General features: G+C 56.5%; 23 protein-coding genes. 9 read left to right on the forward strand and 14 right to left on the reverse strand.

The annotated features are described in order from the left end of the window. Positions 1-21: 21 nt before the first annotated feature. From moaA to HG15A2_RS08790, 9 genes are all read right to left on the reverse strand, one after another. Positions 22-1062: a GTP 3',8-cyclase MoaA gene (gene moaA, locus HG15A2_RS08750; RefSeq protein WP_145059733.1), complete on the reverse strand. Its 1041-nt coding sequence runs from the start codon at positions 1060-1062 to the stop codon at positions 22-24. Continuing rightward, the gene (locus HG15A2_RS08755; RefSeq protein WP_145059735.1) at positions 1059-1502 is read right to left on the reverse strand and encodes a molybdenum cofactor biosynthesis protein MoaE; all 444 of its coding nucleotides are present in this window, start codon (positions 1500-1502) and stop codon (positions 1059-1061) included. Before HG15A2_RS08755 ends, moaA begins: the two co-directional genes overlap by 4 nt. A gap of 34 nt (positions 1503-1536) precedes the next feature. Further along, on the reverse strand, positions 1537-1785 hold the full coding sequence (locus HG15A2_RS08760) for a MoaD/ThiS family protein (protein ID WP_145059737.1): 249 nt from the start codon (positions 1783-1785) through the stop codon (positions 1537-1539). Between the two features lie 7 nt (positions 1786-1792). Continuing rightward, positions 1793-4831 carry an anaerobic glycerol-3-phosphate dehydrogenase subunit C gene (locus tag HG15A2_RS08765; RefSeq protein WP_145059738.1) on the reverse strand — a complete coding sequence of 1013 codons (3039 nt, stop codon included), beginning with the start codon at positions 4829-4831 and terminating at the stop codon, positions 1793-1795. 82 nt (positions 4832-4913) lie between these two features. Then, positions 4914-5369 carry a hypothetical protein gene (locus HG15A2_RS08770; protein ID WP_145059740.1) on the reverse strand — a complete coding sequence of 152 codons (456 nt, stop codon included), beginning with the start codon at positions 5367-5369 and terminating at the stop codon, positions 4914-4916. Positions 5370-5442: 73 nt separating this feature from the next. Beyond that, on the reverse strand, positions 5443-6177 hold the full coding sequence (locus HG15A2_RS08775) for a hypothetical protein (RefSeq protein ID WP_145059742.1): 735 nt from the start codon (positions 6175-6177) through the stop codon (positions 5443-5445). Between the two features lie 58 nt (positions 6178-6235). Continuing rightward, positions 6236-6880 carry a GTP cyclohydrolase I FolE gene (gene folE / locus HG15A2_RS08780; protein WP_145059743.1) on the reverse strand — a complete coding sequence of 215 codons (645 nt, stop codon included), beginning with the start codon at positions 6878-6880 and terminating at the stop codon, positions 6236-6238. 254 nt (positions 6881-7134) lie between these two features. Beyond that, on the reverse strand, positions 7135-7938 hold the full coding sequence (locus HG15A2_RS08785) for an LON peptidase substrate-binding domain-containing protein (protein WP_145059744.1): 804 nt from the start codon (positions 7936-7938) through the stop codon (positions 7135-7137). 65 nt (positions 7939-8003) lie between these two features. Further along, a complete protein-coding gene (locus HG15A2_RS08790) occupies positions 8004-8420 on the reverse strand; it encodes a DUF309 domain-containing protein (protein WP_145059746.1) in 417 nt (138 codons plus the stop codon). Positions 8421-8614: 194 nt separating this feature from the next. Between HG15A2_RS08790 and nth the strand changes: the two genes are divergently transcribed. Then, positions 8615-9313, forward strand: a complete 699-nt coding sequence (nth, locus tag HG15A2_RS08795) for an endonuclease III (protein ID WP_145059748.1) — start codon at positions 8615-8617, stop codon at positions 9311-9313. Between the two features lie 278 nt (positions 9314-9591). Next, the gene (gene dcd, locus HG15A2_RS08800; RefSeq protein WP_145059750.1) at positions 9592-10167 is read left to right on the forward strand and encodes a dCTP deaminase; all 576 of its coding nucleotides are present in this window, start codon (positions 9592-9594) and stop codon (positions 10165-10167) included. A gap of 165 nt (positions 10168-10332) precedes the next feature. Here the strand turns inward: dcd and HG15A2_RS08805 are convergent, their stop codons facing one another. Both HG15A2_RS08805 and HG15A2_RS08810 read right to left on the reverse strand, forming a co-directional pair. Further along, complete coding sequence (locus tag HG15A2_RS08805) at positions 10333-11358, reverse strand: potassium channel family protein (protein ID WP_218932423.1); 1026 nt, start codon at positions 11356-11358, stop codon at positions 10333-10335. A gap of 95 nt (positions 11359-11453) precedes the next feature. After that, the gene (locus tag HG15A2_RS08810; RefSeq protein ID WP_145059753.1) at positions 11454-12977 is read right to left on the reverse strand and encodes an ATP-binding protein; all 1524 of its coding nucleotides are present in this window, start codon (positions 12975-12977) and stop codon (positions 11454-11456) included. A 289-nt stretch (positions 12978-13266) separates the two neighbouring features. Here HG15A2_RS08810 and HG15A2_RS08815 point away from each other — a divergent pair, with 289 nt between their 5' ends. The 4 genes from HG15A2_RS08815 (at position 13267) to HG15A2_RS08830 (ending at position 17678) form a co-directional block, all read left to right on the forward strand. Beyond that, positions 13267-14121, forward strand: coding sequence for a formyltetrahydrofolate deformylase (locus HG15A2_RS08815; protein ID WP_145059755.1), 855 nt, complete (start codon positions 13267-13269; stop codon positions 14119-14121). Positions 14122-14161: 40 nt separating this feature from the next. Next, complete coding sequence (locus HG15A2_RS08820) at positions 14162-14638, forward strand: TraR/DksA C4-type zinc finger protein (RefSeq protein ID WP_145059756.1); 477 nt, start codon at positions 14162-14164, stop codon at positions 14636-14638. 221 nt (positions 14639-14859) lie between these two features. Next, on the forward strand, positions 14860-17139 hold the full coding sequence (rlmKL, locus tag HG15A2_RS08825) for a bifunctional 23S rRNA (guanine(2069)-N(7))-methyltransferase RlmK/23S rRNA (guanine(2445)-N(2))-methyltransferase RlmL (protein WP_145059757.1): 2280 nt from the start codon (positions 14860-14862) through the stop codon (positions 17137-17139). Between the two features lie 146 nt (positions 17140-17285). After that, positions 17286-17678: a hypothetical protein gene (locus tag HG15A2_RS08830; protein ID WP_145059758.1), complete on the forward strand. Its 393-nt coding sequence runs from the start codon at positions 17286-17288 to the stop codon at positions 17676-17678. 397 nt (positions 17679-18075) lie between these two features. Here the strand turns inward: HG15A2_RS08830 and nadE are convergent, their stop codons facing one another. The 3 genes from nadE to HG15A2_RS08845 all read right to left on the reverse strand — a co-directional run bounded on the left by nadE (position 18076) and on the right by HG15A2_RS08845 (position 22184). Further along, entirely contained in the window at positions 18076-20052 is a 1977-nt protein-coding gene (gene nadE / locus HG15A2_RS08835; RefSeq protein ID WP_145059760.1) for an NAD(+) synthase, read from the reverse strand. Between the two features lie 187 nt (positions 20053-20239). Continuing rightward, positions 20240-21475 carry a CinA family nicotinamide mononucleotide deamidase-related protein gene (locus HG15A2_RS08840; RefSeq protein ID WP_145059761.1) on the reverse strand — a complete coding sequence of 412 codons (1236 nt, stop codon included), beginning with the start codon at positions 21473-21475 and terminating at the stop codon, positions 20240-20242. A 64-nt stretch (positions 21476-21539) separates the two neighbouring features. Then, positions 21540-22184 (reverse strand): glycine zipper domain-containing protein, encoded by a 645-nt coding sequence (locus HG15A2_RS08845; RefSeq protein WP_218932424.1) that lies wholly within the window; start codon positions 22182-22184, stop codon positions 21540-21542. Positions 22185-22606: 422 nt separating this feature from the next. Here HG15A2_RS08845 and HG15A2_RS08850 point away from each other — a divergent pair, with 422 nt between their 5' ends. The 3 genes from HG15A2_RS08850 to HG15A2_RS08860 all read left to right on the forward strand — a co-directional run bounded on the left by HG15A2_RS08850 (position 22607) and on the right by HG15A2_RS08860 (position 26305). Then, positions 22607-23845: a trans-sulfuration enzyme family protein gene (locus HG15A2_RS08850; protein ID WP_145059762.1), complete on the forward strand. Its 1239-nt coding sequence runs from the start codon at positions 22607-22609 to the stop codon at positions 23843-23845. 220 nt (positions 23846-24065) lie between these two features. Beyond that, positions 24066-25214 (forward strand): trans-sulfuration enzyme family protein, encoded by a 1149-nt coding sequence (locus HG15A2_RS08855; RefSeq protein ID WP_145059764.1) that lies wholly within the window; start codon positions 24066-24068, stop codon positions 25212-25214. 179 nt (positions 25215-25393) lie between these two features. Continuing rightward, positions 25394-26305: a sugar phosphate isomerase/epimerase family protein gene (locus tag HG15A2_RS08860; RefSeq protein ID WP_145059765.1), complete on the forward strand. Its 912-nt coding sequence runs from the start codon at positions 25394-25396 to the stop codon at positions 26303-26305. Positions 26306-26309 lie beyond the last annotated feature (4 nt).

Raw genomic sequence — 26309 nt, forward strand, 5'->3', positions numbered from 1 at the left:
TGCATCGGGGAAGACTGCGGGCTAGCCGCCAATTTGGTACATGGCTCGTGCGGGTTGCTGGAAGCCGGCTTCGCTAATGCCGTGGGCTTTGGCTTTTGCGCCGATTGCGCTTCGTACTAAGTCTTGGATTGCCGGTTCGCGCTGTGCGGGTTCAAGCTCACTTCGCAGCACCGCTCGGGCGTCCCATTCTTCGTGGGAGAATAGGCAGTTGCGGATTTGTCCCTCGGCTGTCAGACGCAGTCGATTGCAAGAGCTGCAGAAGGGTTCGCTCACTGGGTTGATGAAGCCGACACGACCACCACCGTTGACGAATTGAAAGTCGACTGCCGGTTGGCTGGGATCGTCGCGGTGCACGGGCGTGAGCTTTCCGAATTCTGCTTCTAGAGTGCGACGAATTTCAGTGCCAGTGAGTACATCGGACTCTTCCCAAGCTCCGTCTGCATCTAGCGGCATGAATTCGATGAAGCGGAGTTCCAAGCCGTGTTCGATAGCAAAGCGGCCCAGCGGCACTATTTCGCTCTCGGTGAGGCCACGAATGGCGATGGCGTTGAGGCGGATGTTATCAAAGCCGGCTGCTTGGGCAGCGGCGATACCTTTCAGTACCGCATCGAGTCCCGTGCGGCGGGTGATCTTTTCGAAAACTTGTTCGTCCAACGAGTCGAGGCTGACATTCAAGCGATCGAGCCCGGCTGCTTTCAGGCCGGCTGCCTGCTCAGCCAGCAGAATGCCGTTGGTCGTGAGTGCAATGTCGTCGAGGCCAGGGATCGTACGTAATTGCGAAATCAAACTTGCGAGGCCACGGCGCACCAAGGGCTCGCCACCAGTGAGTCGCAGCTTGTTGATGCCGAGTGGGACGACGGCTTGAACAAACTGCACCATTTCCTCGAAGGTGAGCAGTTCTACACGCGGGCGGAATTGCACGTTTTCGGCCGGCATGCAATAGAAGCAGCGGATGTTGCAGCGATCAGTCACGCTGAGCCGTAGATTGGTGTGGCCGCGGCCGAACTGATCAACGAGCGGGCCAGTCGAGTGGCTAGCCGAATTTTCTGGCGAGCGATTCATGCGTCACCACCAGTCACAGACGATGAGGGAGCACCCGGGTGGACCCATTCTTGGCTGCCGTCGGCCCAGTGTTCTTGTTTCCAAATGGGCACGTGCTCCTTGAGCGTATCGATGAGCCATTTGCCTGCCTCGAATGCCTCGCCGCGATGGGCACTGCTAACCGCGACCGCAACGCTGGCTTCTTTGAGCGGAACAAGTCCTAAGCGGTGAACGATAGCGCACTCGACGAGCGACCAGCGCTCGCGGGCTTCTTGCTCAAGGCGCTCGAGTTCTTGGGTAGCCATTTCTTGGTAGGCATCATAGTACAGTTCAATGGTCTCACGCCCGGCGGTGAACTTTCGAGTCGTCCCCAAAAAAAGCACAACGGCACCTGCCTCCTCATGCTGCACGTCGGCAAGCAGGGCGGTGGTGTCGATCGGCTCTTGAGTGAGTTTAATCATTGGGGCGAATCGTGTAGGTGGTATCGTATCGGTTCTAGCCGCCGCTCACTGGCGGGATGAGTGCGAGCGTGGAACCTGCCGAGACAGGTGTGTCGTCAGTTGCGTATTGAGTATCAACGGCCAATAGGGTATGTGGCAACAGCGGGGCAAGCTCGGGGTGTGTCGCGACGAGGGCTGCTTTCAAAGTGACGGCAGTTGTTGGGAAATTCACTTCCAGAGTGACCTCCGCCTGGCCGACTAGCTCGCGCGCCCCTGCAAACAGCAATATCTTGGTCGTGGCCATACAGGCTTCATCTTACTCGCAACCGCTCGCTGGGCCTACTCAGCAGATCACGCAGCTCCGGCATGATGTTGTAGGCCAAGGCCAAGACTTTTACGGGGTGGAGGGTCGGTTTGGCGGCGCCTTGTTCCATTTGAATGCGGCAAGTGCTGCACTCGGTGACTCCGGCTTGGAATTGTCCGTCGCGTAGTTCATTGAGCAATGGCAAGCCCATCCGCAAGCTCCGACGGTAGTTCTTGCGCTTGAATCCGTACAGGCCCGCCATGCCGCTGCAGCCTTTTTCAATGCGTCGCACACGCACGCCGGGCACCAGCTCTAACAAATTGACCGCCGGCGTGCCCATGTTCAACGCTTTTGCATGGCACGGCATGTGATAGCCCACGGTGAGATCCGTCGTCTGGAAATCGAGCTGCAGTTTGCCGCGTTGGTGAAAACGCCACAGATAGTTGCACGCTTCGAAGGTGTGTTCGGCAAGCATGTCCGCGTCGCTATCGCCGCCAAGCAGGCTTGAGTACTCGTGCTGAATGGCAAGCACAGCCGAAGGTTCGGGGGAAACGATGGTGTATCCTTGCCGAACTGCTTCGGCCAACATGGCTACGTTGTGCTCCGCCAGCTCGCGCGCCGGGGCGAGCACGCCCTGGGAAATCATAGGCATGCCCGCTTCGCGTTGATCGTTGGGCACGTAAACGGAAATGCCGTTGTGCTCCAGAACGGCGACCAGTGCGTTGGCGAGCTCCGCATCGTAGTAGTTCGCGTAGGTATCTACGAACAGCAAGACTTTTTCGCCCGTGCTACGGCGAGGACGGTGCAGCTGGCGCGACTTTGCCTGTTGGAGGAACGAACGACGTTCCAAGTAGGGTAACTTACGCCCCTGCGCAATCCCGAATGACTTTTCCAGCGCCCAACGCATGACACGATTTCCCATTGCCCAATTCACGAGGCGGGGGAGCTTGGACGCAGTTCGTGAAAGCCCTTCGATGCGAGTCATGGCCCACTCGCCAAGCGGAAGGCCGTTGGTTGCCACGTGCGCAGCTTTGGCTTCTACCATCAGTTTGGGAACGTCCACTTCGGCGGGACACTCCAGTCGGCACATGTGGCAATGAACGCATAGGTCGGCCACTCGTTTGGTTGAGTCTTCTAAGACGGTATCGGGCGACAGCGAGCCCGTGAGGATGCCACGGGCGAAATTCGCCTTTGCCCGTGGAGAGGCTTCCTCTCGTGTGGAAACATGGAAGATGGGACACATACGCGTGTCTTCCGCCTGCGTGCGACACGCAGCGCAGCCGTTGCACATACGGGCGGCGCGGGTCATCTCCTGCGGCTGCCAGTCAAGTTGTAATTCGATCCTCGGTAGAGTGGCCTGAGTAGAATCATCGCCCACCACGACTGCTAACCCTGCTGTCTCTGGTGCTTCTCCGGCCGAGTCTAGGCGACCTTGCAAGCGGTCGAGCAACGGGTAAGCGACATGCCGCAGATTCGCGCTGATCGAATTTGTGCTTGGAAAGACTTTCTTGCCGGGGTTGAGGATTCCTTCAGGATCAAACAGCTGCTTCACGTCCCGGAAGGCATTCATGAGCAGCCCGTGCTGCTGCCCTAGGAACGGCGTGCGGCTGAGCCCATCGCCGTGGCCGCCACTGATCGTGCCGCCCACTTCCCACACTCGCTCGTAGAGTCCCTCCGCCAGAGTTTGCATCTTCTGTACGTGCGACAAGTTGGACAAATCGAGGAAAGGGCGGATGTGCAGCTGCCCGTGTCCAACGTGCCCAAAAATCGATGCGGTGATTTGGTGCTCTTTGAGCGTCTGCTGAGTGTGGCGAAGAAATCCGGGTAGCGCCATCGGTGGCACGGCGATATCTTCAACGAATGGAACCGGCCGCGTGGTGCCCTTGAGCCGATAGAGCGTTGGCACGTACTGGTGCGCCAATTGCCGGAGCAGTTGGTGGTCGTGTGGATCGCTCGCAATGTAGGAACCTACGGCGAGCGACTTTTGGCTGATTAGAAAATCGTTGATCCCAGCAAGCGACTGTTTCAACTCGCCGGGTGAATCGGCAGCCTGTTCGACCAGCAGCACGGCCTCTGCAGCGGCAGGGATCATCAGCTCGTAACGCGGGTCTTCCTGCCGGGCAAGGCTCAGGTGACGACGGTCCATGAGGTCGCACGCCATAGGAGCTAACTCGGAGATTGCCGCAGCTGCCTCGGCAGTTTTATCAATCGAGTTGAAGAAGAACAGTACGCTGCCGACATGTTTTGGGAAGGGATTCGTGGCAAGCGTCAGCTCCGTGATTAGCGCCAGCGTGCCTTCGCTGCCTGCCAGCAAGTCGAGAAGATCAACGCCATCCTCGTGAACGAGTTCCGAAAGACGGTAGCCGCTCCGATCCACCAGACTCTTTGTCTTCTTCTTTCCTTCGGCAATCGCCTGAGCATGTTCGCTCGTGATGCGCTGGACCCTATGTGCAAGGAACCCTGCGGGGTTGGATTCTCGATCGACCCCGGGAGCCGGCTTGGTTCTTCGAGCGAAGCGAACGACTTGCCCATCGGCGAGCACTACTTCCGCTTCGACAATCCTCTGCCGCATGGAACCGAAAGTGCGCCAGCGACTTCCGTGAGCGTCGATGCCGGCCATTCCGCCCATGGTGGTGACTTCGCTATTGCCGGGGTCAGGGCCCAGGTGGCGGCCGTTGCGGGCGAGTTGGCGGTTGAGTACATCCAGCACAACGCCGGCCTGCACGCGAACGGTATCCTCCGTTTCAGCAACAATGCGTTTGTAGAAACGTGAGAAGTCGATGATCAAGCCACGGCCTAGCGACTCACCGGCCAAGCCCGACCCACTGCCGCGGGCGTGCAGCGGGATTTCGTTTTTTGCGGCATAGGTGACCGTGGCGACGATGTCTTCAAGCGTACGGGGCCGCACGACGCCCAGGGGGCGAACTTCGTAGATGCTGCCGTCACTCGCATAGAGTTGCACGAACAGATCGTCGCAGCGCACTTCGCCTTCGAGCTGCCCGCGGAGGTCTTGCTCGATTCGAAGGCGGTCGGCGTCGAGAGGCATCTGGCATGCGCCGCAGTTAGCGAGCGTTTGTAGTTGTGGGATTGCAGCGTAAGACTACTGCGTGGGCTGCGCTATTTCTGTGTTATTGGGCCAAGCGTGCATCGATTTGCCGATAGCGTTCATGAGTTTCCAAATCAAATTGGCCGTGCGAATCCATTTCGTCCACGCCGCGATATTGCGCCCCGCAGCGGTAGCACATGAGCGCGTCGCCCACCATAGCATAGAGCAACACGTCGATCAGTGCCGTGGCGAATAAGATGCCGAAAGTCCAGTCGAGTCTCGTGTAGTACCAAGCGATGGAACTGCCCACGATTCCAATCACGACGAGCAGCACGCCCAGCTTTTGTGGGAAGTCCTTGCGAATAAACAAATCGTGACTGGGGCAAACTAAGCACTGGGTCACTTGCTCGCCCTGTATTGCCCCGGCAGGGGTGTCGATCTCTTGACGACAATGCGTGCATGAGAGCGATTCTGTTGAATCATTGAACTCGATGCGACTCGCTTGGTCGCACTTTGGGCAGGCAAAAGTAATATTCATATCGGTTATCCGAGAGCCGGGTTGTCCCGACCCCGACCAGTAGTAAGCAAGAACTGCACGCAAGCGAAGTTCATTATATCGGGAAGGTGGACTCGGCTGACAGTACCAGGGAAGCGATTTCGCCAGTGAAGGCGCCGATCACTGCCACATAGAGAATGCCTGTGGCGCTTTGGGTGTTGGGGATCTTGAGTGTTTGCCAAGTCATATAGGTGAGAAAACCGATGCCCACGAGGCAGGTCCAGCGGAGCACGACGAATAGCCACCACGAAGAAGGAAGTACTTCTTGTGTCCGATACTCTGCCGCTAGCCCGGTAGCGCAGACTACGGCATGGATGAACAAAGCTAATGTGATGTACTTCAGCAGCTTCTGCAGTGGCTCCAGCTTCATGCCGGGCGCGTTGAGATACCAATGCCCGAGGAGCATCGCCGCCATGACAGTGCCTAAGAGCATTGCCGAGGAGATCGGGTAGATGGAATTTAAAACGCCGCTTGCCGGCTTAGCAGTCGCGAGAATGAGGCCAGCCGTAGAGAGGCCTGCAGCGATCCACAGGGCAGCCTTTCCAAGAACTGGCCGCTCATAGAGCCAACAAACCGCCCCAAGGTAGCTAACCACCGCCACACCCGCTGCCCACCAGAGCGCAGCTGGAAGCGCAGAAGGTGAGAGCAATGCGGCCAGCGTCGCCAGGCCCAGCACCACGTAAAGGTGATTGCGGAAATAACCACTCGAAACCTGCGAGTGCGGTACGAGTGCCATGGCGGCGGCCATGCCGAGGCAGAGACGCAGCAGGAAATCAATGAGTAACGCCATCGCGTTTTCTACCCTAAACTTCTGCCTGACTGAGTGAGCAAGTGCCGCGTGAAAGAATCTAGTGGCGACCGCCGTAGATGAGCGTCATGATTTCGGAGCGGCTGGAGAGGTTCGAGCGGAACAACCCTTTCATGGCCGAAGTCACGCACAGACTCCCCGGCTTACGCACGCCGCGGATCGACATGCAAGAGTGAGACGCCTCGATGACCACGGCCACGCCCTTCACATCGAGCTCGCTGACTAGCAAGTCGGCAATCTCCTCGGTCATGCGTTCCTGCACCTGCGGGCGATGAGAGACTTCCTCTACCACGCGGGCCAACTTGCTGAGGCCCACGACCTTGCCGTTGGGCACATAGCCGATATGCGCCTTGCCAATGAAGGGGAGCATGTGGTGTTCGCACATGCTGTTGAAGGAAATGTCACGCACGAGCACCATCTCGTCGTATTTCTCTGTGAAGTACTTCTTCAAGTGAATGCGTGGGTCGGTATGCAGGCCACTGAACAGCTCCGCATACATGCGGGACACGCGGGCAGGGGTTTCCACCAGGCCTTCGCGGTCGGGGTCTTCGCCTACTGCGATCAGAATTTCCCGGACGGCCTTCTCAATACGGGGCAGATCCACCTCGGGCGGTACGGGTTTGGAAGATTCATCCGCCTCGCCAGAGATGCTTCCCTGATCGACGGTTTGTGAATTATCTGACATGGATATCGCTTGCGCGTTCTTAGGGCTATATCGTGAGACTATGAGCGAAGTCCCCATGATAATCGCCCAAGCAGCGCAGCGGGAGGGGCGAGCAAACAGCGGGTGGCATGGGCAGCTTGCTGCCCTTGTTGTCTAGCTTGTCTAGCCCTGGGGTTTCAACTGCCAGCGCGGACAACGAGACTACACGTTCAGAGAGGTTTCAAGGGCAGCAGGCCTGCCCATGCCACTCCTAATCTCTTTTTTTGCAACCCAGCTCAGTTGCTACTGAAGGGCGGCGGGAATCCGTTTGCTAGCCTCACCGCTGCTACGTCTTGGCAGGCTTTCTTGAAGAAATCGGCCTGGTCTAGCTGTGTGCTGGAATCCGCAATCGATTCCGTACTCGGCTCGAATTGCCCACAACCGGTAAGTTCCGCGAGCAGCTGCTTCGCTCGCACTTCGATATTGCTCTCGCTGAGCATGGCGAGCTTCAGATCGCAAGGCAGGTCCAGTGCAAAGCTCACAAGATCGGTGAGCACACCCAGCGGGATTTCCTCAGCGAGTAGTTCACTGATGGGTTCACTTGCAGCCGAACCCGAAGCCAGCGAACCTGCAGGCAACGCTTCACGGAAGGCTTCAGTGAGCTTTGCCTGCAGGGCCGCACTCTGAATTTCCGAGAGTGTCGGTTGGCAATCTTCGAGGACTTCCACACGCGCTTCGCGGAATGCGCTGCGTTGGGGAAGCTCCTCAACGATGCGAATGCGCCTTTGGCCGAGCAGCATCAGGTTGTAGCGGCCATCTTCCAGCCGTTGATGCGTGACGACTTTCCCGAGACAAGCGTACGGCGCGAGTTTCGGGCGTTTTTCCTCGTCGCGGAGTAAGTGAGGATCGAGCACGCTCATGGCAATCAAGCCGTCGCTATCGAGTGCCTGGTGGAGTAGGTCGCGGTATCGTTGCTCGAAAATGTGTAACGGCTGTACCACATGCGGAAACATCACCAAGTCGGGCAGCGGGAACAGGCGGACAATGCCGCGGAATCGGTTCTCATCGAACGAAAGGTCTTGGGCGTTCCAGGGAAGCATGAGAATGTTAGGTGTTGGATTAAGGGTTGACGATGTGGGTGCCGAGTCGTGTCACGTAGCACCACTTAGGCTTCGACTAGATCAGGGTTAAGGTGGATTTCGGGGATGGTTTCCGCATCGATGTCGATCTTGGGGAATTCTTCCGTCGAGGAGAGCACGTCGGTGAAGCAGTTCTCGTATTGTTTGAGAAATGCTTCGAGATCGAGCCCCTGGCGACTGGGGCGATATTCTTCGAGATACTTGCAACTTGAATCGTAAACCTTCTTTGCACCACGGATGTTGCCGTTGCCGAAGTGGTGCAGGGCGACTGCCACTTGAATCATGCCCTGGTAGAACTTGCGGTCCGGGCCGCGGTACTCGGTCCATAGTTCTTCCCAAACTTCGTGGGCTTCGAAGAAATCGCACTCATTGAAGTATTCAATTCCCTTGAGGTAGAGCGGATCGAAGAGAGCTGATAGATCGGTAGCTGGCTCGCCGGACATGGATCGACAGTGCAAAGAGAGTGTGATTCGAGAAAAACAAGTCGCGTTCCGAAAGGAAGTATAGGCGTGCGATGCCCATTGGGCCAGGATGGCCGAAACCCTAGCGGGGACTTTCCATCGCGGCTTGACACCCTGGTGGCATCGGCCAGAATACTCGCTTGGTCTTCTTGTTCAACTTGCCCGCCGCTCAGCCCATGGCCAAATCGAAAACTGCGAAGCGGCCCAAAAACACCGGCACTCCCCCATTCGCTGATGCAGACTCTTTGAAAAAGCAGGCATCAAGCGTCCTGCGAAGATTGAAAGCCGACTATCCCGATGCCCACTGTGCGCTGGACTACGATTCGCCGTTCCAGCTGCTAATCGCCACGATCCTTTCCGCGCAGTGTACTGACAAACGCGTGAACCTAGTGACGAAAGACCTCTTTCAGCAATTTCCCGAGCCAGAGGACTTTGCCGCTGCCCCGGTCAAGAAAATCGAGAAGGCGGTGCAGAGTACCGGCTTCTTTCGGAACAAGGCGAAGAACATCAAATCGTGTTGTGCCGATTTGGTAGAGAAGCATGGCGGTGAAATTCCGCAAGACTTGGCTTCTCTCACCCAACTTGCCGGCGTGGGCCGTAAGACGGCCAATGTGGTCCTGGGCACAGGGTTTGGCTTGGCGACCGGTGTGGTGGTCGATACGCACGTCGGAAGAATTAGTCGGCGGACGGGGCTCACCACGAATACGGATGCCGTCAAGGTCGAGCGCGACTTGATGCCATTGATTCCGAAGCGGCGTTGGGTCCAGTTCTCGCACCAAATGATCGACCACGGGCGTGCGATTTGCGACGCAAGAAAACCGAAGTGCGATGAGTGCTCGATGAAGAAGTTTTGCCCGCAGATCGACGTAGGATGAGCTGGAGAAATTTCGGTTAATTCTTTATTGAACCACAGAGATCACGGAGGTACACAGAGAACCCTTTGCAAGTTTTTCCGATTAGAGGCTTCGAGTGCTCCGTTTAGGTCTTTCAATTTAGGTCATCAACAAAATAGGTACCTTAGATTCATTAATTACAGCACTTACTTGTCGTGCAGTATGATTAAGCTTTTCGACCTCAATACACCGATCCAGTTCTTTGTGTACCTCCGTGCCCTCTGTGGTTCCATTTTTTGCAGTTTCAGCTAGGTGCCTTTATGATTCTTTCAGGACGAGAAATCGAACGTCGCATGGGTGATGACATTGTCATTGATCCTTACGACCCGGCGAATCTCAATCCCAACAGTTACAACCTTTCGTTGCACGACGAGCTGATGGTGTACGAAGAGGTTGTGCTCGACATGGCCAAGGCGAATCGGGTGCGGCGGATCGAGATTCCTGAAGAGGGGATCGTGCTTAGCCCGAACCAGCTGTACTTAGCCCGCACGGCTGAGAAGACCGCTACGAAAAACTTCGTACCTCAGATTGAGGGCCGCTCGTCCATTGGCCGACTGGGGTTGTTCGTTCACGTGACGGCCGGTTTTGGCGATGTGGGCTTTGCCGGGTACTGGACGCTAGAAATGTTTGCCGTGCAGCCGGTACGAATCTATGCCGGCGTGCCAATCTGCCAGATTTTCTACCACGAGATCACCGGCGAGTTCGACCCGTACGACAGCAAGTACCAACATAATCACGACATCCAACCGAGCTTGCTGTTTCAAGAGCTCGACCCGGCGAATGAGAACGACCCGCAGCTGGCACTGGACTTTGGGTTGGAACGCTCGCATAAGTGATGGCGATATTGCAACAGAATTCAGGGGGCGATTTTTTTAGCCACGGATGTCACTGATTTGCACGGACTGAGCGTGGCAATTTCGCCGAAGTCTTGTGCACGCTTGATCACCGGGCGAGGTAGCTCGCCGGCTACTGTACCGCTCGAATGCCATGCGTGCCAAGCATCAAACAGCCACCGCACCGCCGGCAACTTCGCGGATAGCTTGCACATCTTCTTGGCGGCCGGCACAGATCACTACGTCGCCCACCTCGAAGGTTTGGTCGCCGCGGGGACGCATGAATAGCTGGCCGTCTTCGCGTTCGACGGCCACAAATACCAGGTCGCCGGCTTGCTTGCCGTACTCCATGACGGTTTTTTCGAGTAGCTCGGAGCCCTCTTCCACGACAGCTTCGCCGAGTGTTAGGCGATCGTCTGGGTTATTGCTGGACTGCATGGCGGAAGTGAGCCGGGGGTGCAGTACCGCGGAAGCGACGCTTTCGCCGGCCATCATGTGCGGTAGTACGACAAAGGTGGCGCCGGCGCGCTCCATCTTGCGAGCGGCGCTCGCACTTTCCGCGCGGGAGATAATCGAGCACTCGGGGTTGAGGTCGCGAGCGCTGACTACGGCATACATGTTTTCGGCATCATTGGTGACCGCGGTAATCACTGAGTTGGCCCGCTTGATACCGGCTGCGACTAACGATTCATCTTCGCTAGCGCAACCATGCACGGCAGGAAAGCCGTTCTCCATGGCAAGCTCATAGTACTCCTGATCGTCCTCAATCACGACACAATCTTTGCCGCCTGAGCGGAGTTGCTCGCAGATTGATTGCCCCATGCGGCCGTAGCCGCACACAATGACGTGACTTTCCCAGTCCATGGTTTTCCTCAAGAGTTTGCGTGCCTGTGCCTGATCGCGATTGACGGTAAGTTGCACTAGGTTGGTGATTGAATAGGTAAAGCCGCCAATGCCGCCGAGCAGCATGATGGCGGCAAATTTCTGTCCGGTTTCTGAGAGGCCCTGGTCGCCGTAGCCAACAGTCGTGATAGTGATGAGCGTGAAATACAGCGACCTCCAGAGGGTCCAGTCGGTTTCAGTGACCCAAAAGCCCCAAGTTCCAAACGTCACGATCCCGAGCAATATTAAGACGCAGCGGAGTACCGCGACATCGATCCCTAGCGAAAGGGCTTTGTTTTGCAGGGTGCTCATGTTGGTTCGTTGTTGGTGGGGTTTTCCTGGACTCGACTGCATCGGGACGATGCGGGTAAAACGTCAGGAAGAAATCTTGTCGGTAGACATCTCGCTTACATAATTGCGAAGTAATTCTCCACAGCGTAGTCGATGTACTCATGTGACATCTGGGGCTGCTTGTCGATGTAGCGGCAGTAATTCACCACTTGCAGCAGCAGGTCGCGTGGCTGGCAGCAGCGAAACGGTCGATTCATCTTCTTGTAGTGATCTTCGACTAAGTAGTTCACGCACTCCGCGTCGTAGGGAATGCCCACGATTGGTGCCATAATTTCAAACAGCTTGCGGAATTCTTCTTCAGACGGATCGCCGACTTCAATCTTGTAGGGTATTCGACGCAGGAACGCATCATCGACCAAATCCTTGGGCTCCAAGTTGGTCGAGAAGATAATCAGTTGGTCGAACGGCACCTGAATCTTCTTGCCGTTCACGCATTGAAGAAAGTCGTAACGTTTTTCCAACGGTACGATCCAACGGTTGAGCAACTCATCGGTGGTCATCCTCTGTCGACCAAAGTCGTCGATCACTAACGTGCCACAATTGCTCTTGAGCTGAATGGAAGCTTCGCTCACGTTGCTGCCACTGCTGGCCTTGACTTCCAGTTCGTTCATGGTGAGCTCGCCACCCACCACGATCGTAGGGCGGCGGATTCGCACCCAACGTAAATCGACAGCCTGATCGTTAAGCGGTCCGCTCGTGTGCTCCAAAGGAGCTTCTTCGTGGAGGCCTGGGTCGAACACCCGCATAATTTCGCCATCGATCCCAATCGACCGTGGTACCCAGATGCAATCGCCAAAGGCGCTCGTAACACGTTCGGCGATACTTGTTTTACCATTGCCCGGCATGCCGTACAGGAAGAGTCCGCGGCCGGAATTCACTGCTGGGCCCAGTCGGCGGAGCATGTCGGGGTTGATTAGTAGGTCAGAAAATGCCCGCTTGAGGTCGGTCTCGGTGGGATGCAATTTGGCGATCGATTGTTGCTTGACGCTATCGATGTAAGCCTCGAGGGTTACCGGAGCAGCACCGAAGTAGCTGCACGTTTCGGTGAGTTTCTTGGCGCGTTCGCGGCCCATGTCGGTGGGCTGATAGATATAATCGTTCATCGGTGCCGAGCCGCGGAAGGCAACCAATTGGGCAGTCTTCATGTCTTGCAGTACGGGCTCAACAAGGCGGAAGGGCAGGGCGTGCTGTTCGGCAATACCGCGACCACTGATGTCTCCACAGGCGGCAAGCGCCTTGAGCACGAGATGCTCCAACTGCCCTTCACTCACGCCGGCAGCATCCAGCGTGTCTGGTTCGAGGGGTTTCCAATCATTCCGGCCATCCTCGACGGGGGGACTGGAATTAACTGAAGGAGCGGCTCCCGGACGAGACGAAGGGAGTACCTCTTCGTTACCACCTTCGTTGGAAGTGGGGGGGATTGGTGCAGACGCAGTATCTGGGGCAGAGGTTGAAGGTGACGGAGGAGTTACCGAACTTGTCGTTACCTCTTTGCCTGCTAGCTGATTGATTCTTGCCAAGAGCGATTCGAGATCAGTTTGCGAATCAGCGTCGGCAGATGGAGATTGGAGTTCGTTCATCGGAGGCTCGTCTAACTTGTTTGTCTTAGTGTTTTCGGTGGCCCTTCCCCGCGCATGATGCCGGAAACAGCCTGACTGCGGCCGATCAAGCGGCAACTTAAGTTAGGTTGCGGAATGCCACCCAGCAAACTTCAGTCGAGAAGCAACCCATCTGGAGAGCGGTCGTACCGGATGTGACAAATCTGCGGGGCATTTCCATGAGTGCGAGCGATTTGGCGGTGACTCACAGCACGCTGGCAACTAACTTGGAGTATTCGCCCAGCTAATGCACCACTTACGCAGCAAACGAATGCAACTGATTATTACCGCCGTTGGTCCCGACAATCGTGGGCTTGCCGATCCGATCGTCCACTGCGCGACCGAGCACGGAGCGAACATCTCGGAAATCCAGATGTACGACCACGATGAGGAGAGTGTATTCTCCATGCTCACACGCGTCAGCGTGGAGCCCGAGCAGGTCGAGCCACTCCAGGCTGACATGGTGGAAGTGAGCGAACGAACAGGCCTGTCGATTCGCACCTGGTCGCCTCCCCAGGGCGTGCGGCGACCTCGGTTGGCAATCTGCTGTACTTACCGCGACGAAACACCGCGGGCAATTCTGGAAGCGATCGCCGACAACCGCATTGCCGCCGACGCAGCAGTGATGATTAGCAACCGCAAGAAGTGTAAATCGTTGGCTGAGGAGTTCGATGTGCCATGGTTCTCAATTGGCGACGACGAAGGGCGAGCCAATGACGAACGCCTGATTGAAATATGCGACGAGCACGACATCGACTACATCATCCTTGCCCGCTACATGCGAGTGCTACCCCCGTCGAGCTGTTGGAAGTATGCCGGCGGGCGAATCATCAACTTGCACCATGGCCTACTACCCAGCTTCCCCGGCATGCGGCCCTATCATGATGCGTTTGCTGTACGGATGCTTACTTTCGGTGCAACGTGTCACTTTATTGTGCCGGAGCTCGATGCAGGTAACCAAATCATCAACCAGACGACATTTACTGTAGCGCCTGGTACCTTGCGCGAGGAGATCATCGATCGAGGCCAAGCGGAAAACGAACCGGTTTGCTTAGCTGAAGGCGTGCGGCGTGTGGTTGATGGTGAGGTGGAGTTGCACTTCAATCGCGTCGTTGCGCGAAAGTGAGCGTGGATGAGGCCTATTCCACAGATCAAGAGGTAACCAGATGTTCTCAGCTCAGCTTACCTGCTCTGAGTGTCAGTGGCGGACTGTTTGTGGTGAGGAGCAAGTTGCCAAGCGATTGAGAAAGCTCGGGCTACTGCGACGAGCCGCAGAACCGCCGGTTGAGATGCTGCAGGAATTGCTGATCAGCCATGGCAGCCAGCTCAAATGTGACCAGTGTGAAGCTGTTGGGCTCGCGGTAAGCGATCCAGCGGTTGACGAATTTGACGAAGCTGGTGATTGGCAGCAAGCGATTCTTTGTGAAGTTTGTCGCAAGCCAATCTCCGAGGAGCGGTTAGAATTTATGCCCAAGGCGACCCGTTGTGTGAAATGCCAGTCGGCGGAAGATCGCGGTGAAGTCGAGGAGGAGTTCGATTATTGCCCCAAGTGCGGATCGCTCATGGAGTTGCGAACCAGCCGCGGTGGTGGGATCACGCGGTACAAGCTGTTCTGCACCGGCAGTCCTAGTTGCCGCGTGTAGTTTTGATTTGTGTCGAATAGGAGATTGTTTTGTTGATTTCTCGCAAAGACGCAAAGGCGCGAAGACCTGGATTGAATAATGAAACAACAAAGCGCACAGACATAGCTTCCATCCCCAATGAGAACCCAAAGTAGAAAAAGAGAATAGGGATTTTAGCGCCTTTGCGAGAAATTCCTTATCCCGCATGATCTCCGTGTGCTCCGCGCCTCCGTGGTAAATAAATGAACTTAATCGCTACCGCTGCTTTTGGACTCGAAGCGATCGTTGTGCGCGAGTTGAAAGCGTTGGGCTACGAAGCAAAGGTCATACGTCCTGGGAGGATTGGCTTTCAAGGGGACGCTTCGGCCATCGCACGGGCAAACCTTTGGTTGCGCTGTTCAGATCGCGTGCTCGTAGAGCTAGCTAACTTCCCTGCGGCAGACTTCGATGCGCTGTTCGACCAAACCAAAGCTTTGGATTGGGAAACCTGGATGACTGCCGACGCGGAGATCCCAGTTCGCGGGCGCTCGCGCAAGTCGCAACTCACCAGCGTGCCAGCGGTACAGAGAACCGTGAAGAAGGCCATCGTAGAGCGTTTGCAATCGCAATATGGCAGCGAACTCCCCGAGACGGGTCCCTCGGTGCCTGTGGAAATCTCCATCGTTGAGGATCAAGCTTCGCTCGATATGGATACCACGGGCCACGGACTGCACCGTCGTGGCTATCGCAAGCTGGCTGCTGAAGCGCAGTTGCGCGAAACGCTGGCGGCGGCATTGGTGCAGTTGAGCTTTTGGAAGCCAGGACGCCCGCTCGTCGATCCTTTCTGCGGCACGGGCACGATTGTGATTGAAGCGGCCATGCAAGGCCGCAACCTGGCGCCGGGCAGGAATCGCGATTTTCTCGCAGAGCAATGGCCGGCGATTTCCGGTGAAGTTTGGAAGGTGTCCCGCGAAGAGGCCGCGGACCTCGCTCTGCCGAACCTCGAAGAGACGATCATCGGCTGGGACAAGAATGCAGAAGTGCTCAGCTTGGCCAGATATCATGCTGAGCAAGCCGGCGTGGCTGGCGATATTCATTTCCAGCAAGCGGAGTTCATCGACCTCACCAGCAAGCGTGACTACGGCTGCCTGATCACCAACCCGCCCTACGGCGAGCGTATGGGTTGGGACGACGAGATCGAGGCGCTCTATGAGTCGATGCCTGAGGTGTTCCGCCGGCTCAAAACTTGGTCGCATTACGTGCTGACTTCGCGCTCGGATTTTGAAAAGCTCCTCGGACAGAAGGCGGATCGTCGTCGTAAGTTGTTCAACGCCCAGATCGAATGTACGTACTACCAGTTCTACGGGCCTCGGCCGCCACGAGATGGGTCGGCAACGCCTGAGACAAGTAGCGGCGAAGACGCAAGCGAGAGTGTAGGTCGTAGTCCCAGGGTGGATCAAGATGTTGGCGAGGAAGTAGGCCGCGATGCCAATGCTGATCAAACCAGTCACGAGTTACGGCACGAAGCTGAGGAAGCACGAACTCCACCGTCGCAACCAGCCCCGGCGTTCGGTGGCCTGCCACCGGAGGCGAAGCGCCAAGCTGAGGAGTTTGCCAATCGCCTGAAGAAGCGAGCCCGGCACTTGCGGCGCTGGCCGAAGCAGCGGGGCATCGGTTGTTATCGATTGTACGAGCGCGACATTCCTGAGATTCCGCTGGTTGTTGACCGGTACGAAGATGCTTTGCACATGGCGGAGTTCGAACGACCTCACGAGCGCACTCCCGCAGAACATGCAGACTGGCTTGACTTGATGGCCAAGACCGCCTCGAAAGCCCTGGAAATCGAGCGTTCCCAGGTTTTCATGAAGCACCGTGCGCGGCAACGTGGGACCGACCAGTACCAGCGTGTCGGCAATCACAGCTTCATCAAAACGGTGGAAGAAGCGGGGCTAAAATTCAAGGTCAACCTGTCCGACTTTCTCGACACGGGGCTCTTCCTCGATCATCGAGTAACACGCTCCATGGTGCGCGAACAGGCAGAAGGTAAGCGGTTTCTCAATCTGTTTGCGTACACCGGTTCCTTCAGCGTCTATGCGGCAGCCGGTGGTGCGCTGGAAACCGTGACGGTAGATCTCTCACAGAACTATCTCGACTGGGCTGCTGAGAACATGCAGCTGAACGACTTCACAGGACCACAGCATCAATTCGTTGCCGAAGACACGCTTGAGTTTCTCGATCAAACGATCGCACGGGGAGACGAAGAGCGTTTTGGTCTTGTGGTCGTCGATCCGCCAACGTTTTCCAACAGCAAACGGTTGGATCGCGACTGGGACGTGCAGCGTGATCATGTGGAACTGCTGCAAAAGACGATTGCCGTTACAAGTCCTGGCGGCGTGATTTACTTTTCTACCAATTCGAGACGCTTCAAGTTCGATGCTGCGGCAGTCGAGGGCGCCACTTCCCGCGAAATCAGTAAGCAGACCGTGCCGGAGGACTTTCGGAATAGGCGGATTCACCGTTGCTGGCGGATCGTGAAAGGGTGAATTCCCTGAGAGTGTTAGCACGCATCGTCCCGATGCCGTTTAGTAGCGTTGTCGTTCATGAGCATCAGAGGAACGGTCAGGGGAAGCTGGTACAATAATCTCACTCTTCCGCTGCCAATCAAACCTCATTTCCCTGGGCTGACGAGATGATTATCATTATTCTCTTGCTTGTGGTAGCACTACCTATCGCCTGGTTTATATCTGAATTTCAACCGAGTCGAGGCCTCAGAGTAGTATTGGGCGTCGCTGCACTTTCGATGTCGTTTGGTGTCGCTTGGGTCGTTGGTTCACTTGAGCGGTTAAATTTGAATTCTCTCTACGGCGCAGCTAGCAAAGATCTCATCGAGAATACCATTGTTGAATTGGAAAACGGCAATACGGATCGGGTGATTCAGGGAATGCGCAAGCTTCGTTCAGGGTTTCATCCGAGCTATGAAACACACGATGACTTCGACAAAAAGGTTGACGAGTACTTGCAGGCTATTTCGAATTCTCCCATACGGCATGACCCTGGCGATCCAAGTTGGGCTGGGGAGTAGCTTCCTATCTCGCTTGAGATACGGGAAAAAAAGACGCTCGCCGTAGCAAGTCACGGCGTTAGTCGAGAGCGCCAGTGTTCGAGAAATCAGCAAGCAGACCGTGCCAGAAGACTCTCGCAATAAGCGAATTCACCGTTGTTGGCGGATCGTGAAGGGATGAGCTCTGGGGTGGCATGGGTAGCACCGACACTTCCTCCTCCAATCGCATGAGGATTACTAAATGCCTGCAAGGGAGGGGGGTCGGTGTGCGCAGCACAGGAGGTTTTAGATAATCCTGAAGTTGGGTTAGAAGGCCTCTTGTCGCAAGCGACCCCGACACTTGTCCGAGTAATGCCTTACAGGAGGCAATCCGTTCTGCGGACGAAGTGTCGCGGCTATCCTCTCCTATTAGCCCTTCCTAGCACATCTTTGCCAAGTACTCCCGCAACTCCGCCAGTTCACGTTCAAACCCGCTCGAAAGAATCGGGAACCGGCACCAAGTTTTCGGATCGAGGTTCTCATCATCTAAATGGAACGATGGCGCGTAACGTTCACGCTTCCATTGGTTGCGGCACCAAAGCGTAAAGAAACGTTCGACCCAAGTGCCCAATTGTTCCCTTGAATACTCACTCAACTCTGGCTGCAGTTCCTTGAACACCTCTAGCGGCATGAGGCGGTCGCGGATCGCCGCCCGTTCGATGGCGTCCAGCACAGCGTAGGGCATGAGGTCGGCTTCGTCGGTCTGTCCTTCTGAGGGCGGACGCAGCTCAGCGGTGGGAGCTTGCTTCGTAACTGCAGCGAGTGCCGGGAGCGGACCAACTCCTTGCGGGCCGGTCGTCTCCATCCAGCTTAGCCAATCGAGCAAGAACGCCTTGTCGATGCCGGCAATGGGAGAAAGCCCGCCGCACGTGTCGCCGTCCATTGTGGCGTAGCCAACAGCCGCCTCACTGCGATTGCTCGTGGCCAATAGCAACGCACCGCGAATGTTTGCCAACAGCCAAACGCTGGGCCCGCGAGCACGAGCTTGGATGTTTTGCAGCGATACGTCGTCGGTTTCCCACGTCAGTTCACGACCGATCGCCTTAGAGACGGTCGTTGTGTAACCTTCAACGAGTTCATCGACGCTCCAGTGCAGGAATTCCGCCTCGAGTGCGCCGGCAACGCTCTCGGCAGCGTTGCGAGTGACCTCGCCGCTATTCTTGGTGGCTTGATAGACACAAGTGAGCAATCCTCTAACCGGCAAATGCGATTGCTCGCTGGACTGCTCCGCTAGGTATTCGAGTCGTTCGACGAAGCCAGCTTCGCCCAGTTCGTTACTTGCAAGCTTCACCATAAGCCATACGAGCGTCGCCACTGCGGATGAGTCCGCACCGCCACTGAGCGAAACAACAAACCCGCGCGAGCGGCTCTTGCGCAGATAGTCGTGCAAGCCCAACGCCACCGCCCGAGCGAACTCTTCCTCTTTCGGTGGCGGCGAAGCATCCCAGGGACTCATTTGCGTAGCCGGAATTGAATCGACAGCGCTCGGAAACTGAAACTCACACGCCACCTCTGCTTGCGGCTTCGCCGCGCACAGTGCCTCCAATCGCTTCTCACGAATCGTTTCTAAATCAATATCTGCTGTCGCCATCGTTGAGTCAGCAAACGAGAGTCGCGGGCCCTCGGCAACGATTCGGTCACCGGCAGCGATGAGCGTACCCCCATCGAAGATGGCGCGTCCCGACTCATTGCCCAGTAAATTGCAATAAACGAACGCCACGTGGAACTCGCGGGCGGCCTGCTTGGCAAAATTGCGGCGGATTTCTTGCTTTCCAAATGCAAAGTGACTTGCGCTGGGGTTGAGAAGAATATCGATGCCCCGTTTCGCGAGTTGCATGCCGGGGCGATTCTCGACCCACGCGTCGCGACAGATTTCGAAGCCTATCTTTATGCCCTGACAATCAAAAACAAGGTCGCCGACAGGATAGCTCTTGCCCTCAATCTCGACTTGTGAAGTTTTCCCCTGCGGCCACGGATGGAACCAGCGCGGCTCGTAATGAATACCATCGCCGGCCAAATACTGCTTCACAGCGAAACCGACAAGCGTGCCGTCGGCAATCAATGCGGAGGCGTTGTACAACACACCGTCTACGACCAGCGGTAGACCGACGGTCGTTACCATGCCGTGGGTATCTGGCAGCAGCTTGAGCAACACTTCTAGTGAAGTCTGCTGGACTCCCTTGGCGAAGAAGGTATCTTCGCACCCATAGGCGCTGATGCACAGTTCGGGGAGGCAGAGTAGAGCGGCGCCCGCTTCTCGCGCGGCATCGAGCGCAGCGACGATTCGTAGTCGATTACCTTCCCAATCGAGCGGTATCTGGTTCAGTGAAGCGGCTGCTAAGCGGATTTTCGGCACGTGTTAGTCGCTGTCGGTTAGGTCTCGCGCAGAGACGCAGTGTTTCAAATGGTATGCTGTAGAACTGGAAAAAAATTCACACCTGCCTTTTCAGGACATACACAGGAGATAGTCCCCATTGTATCTCTCTGCGTCTCTGCGTCTCTGCGTCTCTGCGTCTCTGTGGCGAATCCTAGTTACCAAGATTCTATTTTACTTTACCCAGCAGGGTGAGCCGTAATGTGTTCATTGCCTGTTTCGCAGTGCGGGCTCTTACGATTGCCGGATGCGAGGAACAGGCAAAGCGTGTTTTGCGAGTCCCCTCGGCACTTGCTACAGCTGCAAAGACATGAGCTTCCGGAGCATTTCTGTCAGGCGGAAAAGCAGAGACCGCTAGGCCATAGTCGGCACCGGTTTGCAAGCGTATCGCTTCGGCAAGTGCTTCGGCCAGTTGGGGACTGTTGGGCTCAAGAACGGCTGCAACGCCCAAAGAGGACGAGGCCTGCTTGAGCGATCGTATGACCGCTCCGCCAACAAAGTGATCTTCCTCGTCCGCCAGTTCTAAACGCTCTGAGAGCAATCCTCCGGTTGCCCATTCGGCTACGGATAACGTCTGCTGATGTTCTTTCAATAATCGTAGCACGGCATGCTCAAGCTCGTCGTCTTCCTGGCCGTACACGAGTGTGCCGAGCGAGTCGCGAATGATTTGCAGCGTGGGCTCGATTTTCTCCAGGCAGGCCGCTTCGTTGGGGCCGCTGGTGGTAGCACGCAGCGTGATCGTGGCATCACTCACGGTGATTCCCACTACGGGGTCGCGACCGCGAGCAATCAAGTCGGGCAGCATTTCCTCAAGGTGGCTTTCGCCCGCGCCGAAGCACTTCAAACGCCGGTGCACGGTGATCCTTGGCTCGGACTGAGAGGCAATAATCTCGGGAGCGATCGAGCTAGCCCACATCGGTTTCAGTTCTGCGGGCACGCCTGGCAACGCATACAGCTGACAGTTGCCACCGCCAGTTCGCTTGACCAACATGGCGATACCCGGTGCAGTGCCATGCTCGTTGGGAATGGGGCTCGCTCCTGCGGGAAACTCAGCCTGCAGGCGATTTCGCTCTGGCATTTTTCTACCGCGACTGGTGTAGAGATTTTCGATGTGCCTGAGTGAGTCCTCGTCCAAGACGAGCGGCACGCCGGCAGCTTTTGCAATCACCTCGCGGGTTAGATCGTCTGCCGTGGGGCCCAGTCCGCCGGTGCAAACGATGATGTCGGCTCGTTGGATGGCAATACGAAAGACGTCGATGTTGTTCGCCAGATCATCCCCGACAGTCGTGTGGAAGGCGACCGTCGATCCGCATTCCAGCAGGCGTTCGCTGAGCCACTTGGTATTCGTATCGAGCCGTTGACCGGTGATCAGCTCATCGCCAATCGCTATGATTTCTGCAAGCATGGTTGCAGTGTGTGCAGGTAGCAAGAAATTGAGAAGGGCTAACGAGCCAACTCAGTTCGCAATGCTACTTTGTCACACTAAAGCCCCAGCTCACTCGGCCTCGAGGGCGTCCGCGATGATGGTAACCGTAGCGATGTCGCGGTCCGTAGCCAGGTGGCGGGCCGTAGTAGTGTTCCTCGACGATAACTGGAGGTCCGGGGGCTTGGGCCACCTGCTGGGGCGCTGGCGGGTTCTGCATCATCTGAATGACCTCCGTCGCCACGCCGTTCTTGTGCAGGTAGATAACATCGGCGGCCGAGGGTGGCGCGGCAACTCCGGAGGTGCTCACGTAGTTACTGATTAGCCGAGGATCGACGCCTTGTTGGCTCATCGCGACCACTTCCTCCATCGTGGCGGCGCCGGCGGGGACTTGGCGTCCGGTTGCCGCGGCAATCGCAGCGCGATTCTCGGCCTGCATTTGATCCATGCTGTCGCCTACTGCGGCACCGGTCAAAGCTCCCAGTCCAGCACCGATGAGTGCGCCGGTGCCTGCGTTCCCTCCGGTGGCATCGCCAATGATGGCACCTGCCCCAGCACCCGCCAACGCGCCAACACCTGCGCCACGATCGGCGTACTGGGTCGAGCGGCAGCCGGCCGACCAACCCATCGAAAGGGCAGTTAGAATAACGAGTGAGGCGTGCTTTACCGACGGACGCATGCTAGGTCTCATGGGGAACAAGTGACGCTCGCTTGGCGGAGATTGCTCGTTAGGCGGAATGGACAGGCGAGCCGGCGGGGGCACCGATAGTCTCAAACCGGGAGTTGACGGGTCAATAGCAGTGCTATTGGTGCGTATCCTATCCGGCTTTTCGGCTATTTCCGCTCTGACGCTTGCAAGTGCTTACTAGCGGACGTAAACTTTAACTAACTCGGGATTTGTGGCCGCTTGCAGCCGAAACTGCTAAAGAGCCGACGTCGTACCGCGTCTCCCTTGTCAGCAACTTTGCAAGCTCGCAGGGTTAATTGGCAAACGCGGCACACTCAAGCTTTCAAGCAGAATCAGTAATGGGCCGCATTCACCGAGCGTGACTGCGGTTTTTTTATTGCGCGGTTCAAAATTGCACCGGCGCCTGAAGTTAGGAAAGCTCGAAAATGAGTACCATCGAAATGGCAGAACCCACCAAGTCAGACTCTCCCAAGTCCCCAAATGCCGATGCTGCGCCAGAGCCGTCGCTAGCGACGCTAGCAGTTCATGCCGGTGAGGCACGGCAGAAGCCGGGCGACTCGATCACCGATCCCGTCTTCTGCGCTTCGACCTATACGTTCGAAAACACGCAAGCGGTGATCGACTTCATTGAGAAGGATCAGCCTCGCGAGGAGTACGGTCGTTACGGGAGCCCGGGAATTCGCATTGCCGAGAAAAAGCTCGCCGCCCTGGAGGCGGGTGAGGATGCCGTGGTCTATTCCAGCGGCATGGCGGCATTTGTTGGCTTGCTCATGGCGAAGCTCAAATCCGGCGACGAGGTGATCTTTTTCGACGAGTGTTATCATCGCAGCCGTGAGTTCTGCGCGAAGCATTTGGCCCGGTTCGGGGTTGTGACTCGCCAAGTGAAAGCGTGCGACTACGACGCGATGGCCGCGGCGATCGCGCCGAACACGAAAATGTTAATTAGCGAATCGCCCACCAACCCGCACATGAGCTGCGTAGATCTCGACCGCTTCGTGGAGATTGGCGTGAGCCACGGCGTGGAAACACTGATCGATGCGACACTCGCTACGCCGTACAACCTAAGGCCTATCCCGGCTGGTGTGGATTACGTAATGCACTCCGCGACGAAGTATCTCGGCGGGCACAACGACTTGCTGGCCGGTGTTGTGGTAGGCACGCAGGAAAAGTTGGAGCCAGTTCGCAAGTTGCGCGGCATCATGGGCGCGATCAACGGGCCGCAGAATATCTATCTGCTGCTCCGTGGACTGAAGACCTTTGAACTTCGCATGCAACGTCACAACGCGAACGGTTTACAGGTAGCCCAATTTCTTGAGAACCATCCGCGTGTAGAACGGGTTTATTACCCAGGGCTGGAGTCGCATCCCTATCACGAAGTTGCTAAGCGTACCATGCGTGGCTTTGGCGGTCTGGTGACATTCCTGGTTAAGGATGCCGACTGGCGGGCCACGGGAGATGTGATCGATGCGGTGAAGATACCACGCATTGCTCCGAGCCTGGGCGGCGTGGAATCGTTGATCGAGCAGCCGTTGGTTATGAGCTATTACCAATGCACACAGGCAGAGCGTGATCAATTTGGCATCCCCGATAACATGATTCGCATGTCGTGTGGAATCGAGAGCGGGGACGATCTGGTGGCCGATTTGGCACAGGCTCTGGGTTAACCACGGAGTCACGGAGGCTGGCAATTTAATGAATCTCTCGCAAAGACGCTAAGGCGCAAAGATTCGAGAAATTCCCTCAATGATACAGTTCGAGTGCTCAATAATTATGTTTAGAATTAAAGCGTGCGATGTCGACGAGTGTTCCTCGCGACTTAGCGCCTTTGCGTACACAACTCGACGCAATTTATTCTCCGTGTCCTCCGTGCCTCTTTGGTAAGTAATGCATTTTCGAACTCGCGCTATTCATGTCGGCAACGAAGCCTGCAAGCAAACTGGAGCCGTGGTACCACCATTGCATGTTGCTTCGACTTTTGTTCAACCTGGCGCTGGCGACTGGGGTGAATTCGACTACTCGCGCAGTGGAAATCCCACGCGGAAGCAGTTTGAGACGACCCTCGCATCGCTGGAAGGGAGCGTTGGAGCTCTTGCATTCTCCACTGGGATGGCGGCGACGCATTGTGTTACCTCGATGCTCTCCGCGGGCGATCACGTCGTTGCGGGGAGTGACATCTACGGCGGCACGTATCGCCTGTTGCACAAAGTTGCCAGTCGCGCCGGCGTTGAAGTCACGCTCGTCGACAGCACCGATGCGGCCAATGTCGCAGCGGCAATCACCCCTCAGACGAAGCTCGTCTGGATCGAGAGTCCCGGCAACCCAAAAATGACGATCACGGACATAGCCGCGTGTGCGGAAATTGCCAAGAAGCACGACGTGCTGCTTGGCGTTGATAGCACTTTTGCAACGCCCGTGCTCACGCGACCGTTGGAATTGGGGGCCGACATCGTGATGCACTCCGCTACGAAGTACATTGGCGGGCATAGCGATCTCATGGGTGGTGCGTTGGTTGTGAAGGACAAGCAGCTGTTCGATGATCTTTACTTCGTGCAGAACGCCACTGGCGGGATCATGGGACCGCTGGAGGCATTTCTTTGCTCGCGGGGTCTGAAGACCTTGGAGCTGCGCGTGCGTGAGCAGTCGCGCACCGCGTTGGAATTGTCCCAGTGGTTGAACGGACACGACCAGGTCAAACGCGTGTTGTATCCCGGATTGCCGCAGCATCCGGGCCATGACGTTGCTAAGCGGCAGATGCAGGGCGGCTTTGGCGCGATGCTGAGCTTCGAGCTGACGGGCGACTTCGCGGCAACCAAGAAATTTGCCGAATCAACCAAGCTGTTCCAACTAGCTGTGAGCCTGGGGGCCGTGGAATCGCTGATCGAGCAGCCGGCCTCGATGTCTCACGCCAGCTACGATGCGGCGGATCGCGCGAAGCATGGCATCAGCGATGGACTCATTCGGCTTTCCGTTGGTTTGGAAGCGGTTGAGGACTTGCAGGCTGATCTTGAGCAAGCGTTTAAGGCCATTGAATAAACCACAAAGAACACGAAGGACACAAAGGTTTGTTGGATTGAACTTACTGCCAGGATTGGCATGCCCACCCTGTTATGTTCTCTTGGATTGCTCCACCTTTTTCTTTCTTAGTGCCCTTCGTGTTCTTTGTGGTTCAAGTTTACTTTTTCACATGAAGGCAGTTGTCGTTAGGAAAAGCTATGCAACTAGGATTCGTTAGCGCCATCTTTGGCGACATGTCTCTGGAAGAAGTCTTTCAGCACGCCAGCACCCTGGGTTACGACTGCGTGGAGGTCATGTGCTGGCCGCCGGGGGGGCCGGATCGCAAGTATGGTGGGGTTTGTCACCTCGACTGTACGGACTTTACTCAATCGCAGGCCGACGATACCCGGGCATTGAGCGAGAAGCACGGCGTGGCTATTTCCGCCTTGGGGTATTACTCGATTCCGCTCTCCGCACAGAAAGATCAAGCAGATGCTTCCCGTGGGCATCTTCGCAAAGTGATTGACGCTACGGCCCTGCTGGGGCTACCGACGACCAACTCTTTCGTTGGCGCGAACCAGAACATGAACCTGGAAGAGAATTTTCAGCAGTACGAGCAGGTTTGGCCCGACATCGTGCGCTATGCAGAGGACAAAGGTGTGCGCATCGGCATCGAGAATTGCCCGATGTTGTTTGACGACACCTGGCCGTTTGGGCTGAATATGGCCCGCACGCCGGCGATTTGGCGGCGGATGTTTGAGATCATTCCCTCAGAGAGTTTTGGGCTGAATTACGACCCCTCGCATTTGCAAATGCAACTCATGGACCCGATCGCGCCAATCTTTGAGTTTGGCTCGCGGATCTTCCATGCCCACGCCAAGGACATGCGTATTGACCACAACACGCTCAACGAGGTCGGATCCTTGGAACCGCCCATGCAGCGTAGCACGGCCAAAATTCCCGGCTTCGGAGATATTTCGTGGGGAAAATTTATCGGCGCGCTCACGGATGTGGGCTTCGATGGGCCCGTTTGTGTGGAGGTCGAAGACGAGGCCTTCGAGGGAGACGTAGAACGCCGGCGTCAGTCACTGCAGATTAGCCATAGTGTGCTTCGGCCGTTGATTGCTTAGTGTT

It is taken from the genome of Adhaeretor mobilis, assembly GCF_007741515.1.
Classification (GTDB): Bacteria; Planctomycetota; Planctomycetia; order Pirellulales; family Lacipirellulaceae; genus Adhaeretor; species Adhaeretor mobilis.

Excerpts from the sequence above, each read along its gene's own strand:
- moaA (WP_145059733.1), bottom strand. The coding sequence starts at position 1,062 with ATGAATCGCTCGCCAGAAAATTCGGCTAGCCACTCGACTGGCCCGCTC.
- HG15A2_RS08755 (WP_145059735.1), bottom strand. The coding sequence starts at position 1,502 with ATGATTAAACTCACTCAAGAGCCGATCGACACCACCGCCCTGCTTGCC.
- HG15A2_RS08760 (WP_145059737.1), bottom strand. The coding sequence starts at position 1,785 with ATGGCCACGACCAAGATATTGCTGTTTGCAGGGGCGCGCGAGCTAGTC.
- HG15A2_RS08765 (WP_145059738.1), bottom strand. The coding sequence starts at position 4,831 with ATGCCTCTCGACGCCGACCGCCTTCGAATCGAGCAAGACCTCCGCGGG.
- HG15A2_RS08770 (WP_145059740.1), bottom strand. The coding sequence starts at position 5,369 with ATGAATATTACTTTTGCCTGCCCAAAGTGCGACCAAGCGAGTCGCATC.
- HG15A2_RS08775 (WP_145059742.1), bottom strand. The coding sequence starts at position 6,177 with ATGGCGTTACTCATTGATTTCCTGCTGCGTCTCTGCCTCGGCATGGCC.
- folE (WP_145059743.1), bottom strand. The coding sequence starts at position 6,880 with ATGTCAGATAATTCACAAACCGTCGATCAGGGAAGCATCTCTGGCGAG.
- HG15A2_RS08785 (WP_145059744.1), bottom strand. The coding sequence starts at position 7,938 with ATGCTTCCCTGGAACGCCCAAGACCTTTCGTTCGATGAGAACCGATTC.
- HG15A2_RS08790 (WP_145059746.1), bottom strand. The coding sequence starts at position 8,420 with ATGTCCGGCGAGCCAGCTACCGATCTATCAGCTCTCTTCGATCCGCTC.
- nth (WP_145059748.1), top strand. The coding sequence starts at position 8,615 with ATGGCCAAATCGAAAACTGCGAAGCGGCCCAAAAACACCGGCACTCCC.
- dcd (WP_145059750.1), top strand. The coding sequence starts at position 9,592 with ATGATTCTTTCAGGACGAGAAATCGAACGTCGCATGGGTGATGACATT.
- HG15A2_RS08805 (WP_218932423.1), bottom strand. The coding sequence starts at position 11,358 with ATGAGCACCCTGCAAAACAAAGCCCTTTCGCTAGGGATCGATGTCGCG.
- HG15A2_RS08810 (WP_145059753.1), bottom strand. The coding sequence starts at position 12,977 with ATGAACGAACTCCAATCTCCATCTGCCGACGCTGATTCGCAAACTGAT.
- HG15A2_RS08815 (WP_145059755.1), top strand. The coding sequence starts at position 13,267 with ATGCAACTGATTATTACCGCCGTTGGTCCCGACAATCGTGGGCTTGCC.
- HG15A2_RS08820 (WP_145059756.1), top strand. The coding sequence starts at position 14,162 with ATGTTCTCAGCTCAGCTTACCTGCTCTGAGTGTCAGTGGCGGACTGTT.
- rlmKL (WP_145059757.1), top strand. The coding sequence starts at position 14,860 with ATGAACTTAATCGCTACCGCTGCTTTTGGACTCGAAGCGATCGTTGTG.
- HG15A2_RS08830 (WP_145059758.1), top strand. The coding sequence starts at position 17,286 with ATGATTATCATTATTCTCTTGCTTGTGGTAGCACTACCTATCGCCTGG.
- HG15A2_RS08840 (WP_145059761.1), bottom strand. The coding sequence starts at position 21,475 with ATGCTTGCAGAAATCATAGCGATTGGCGATGAGCTGATCACCGGTCAA.
- HG15A2_RS08845 (WP_218932424.1), bottom strand. The coding sequence starts at position 22,184 with ATGAGACCTAGCATGCGTCCGTCGGTAAAGCACGCCTCACTCGTTATT.
- HG15A2_RS08850 (WP_145059762.1), top strand. The coding sequence starts at position 22,607 with ATGAGTACCATCGAAATGGCAGAACCCACCAAGTCAGACTCTCCCAAG.
- HG15A2_RS08855 (WP_145059764.1), top strand. The coding sequence starts at position 24,066 with ATGCATTTTCGAACTCGCGCTATTCATGTCGGCAACGAAGCCTGCAAG.
- HG15A2_RS08860 (WP_145059765.1), top strand. The coding sequence starts at position 25,394 with ATGCAACTAGGATTCGTTAGCGCCATCTTTGGCGACATGTCTCTGGAA.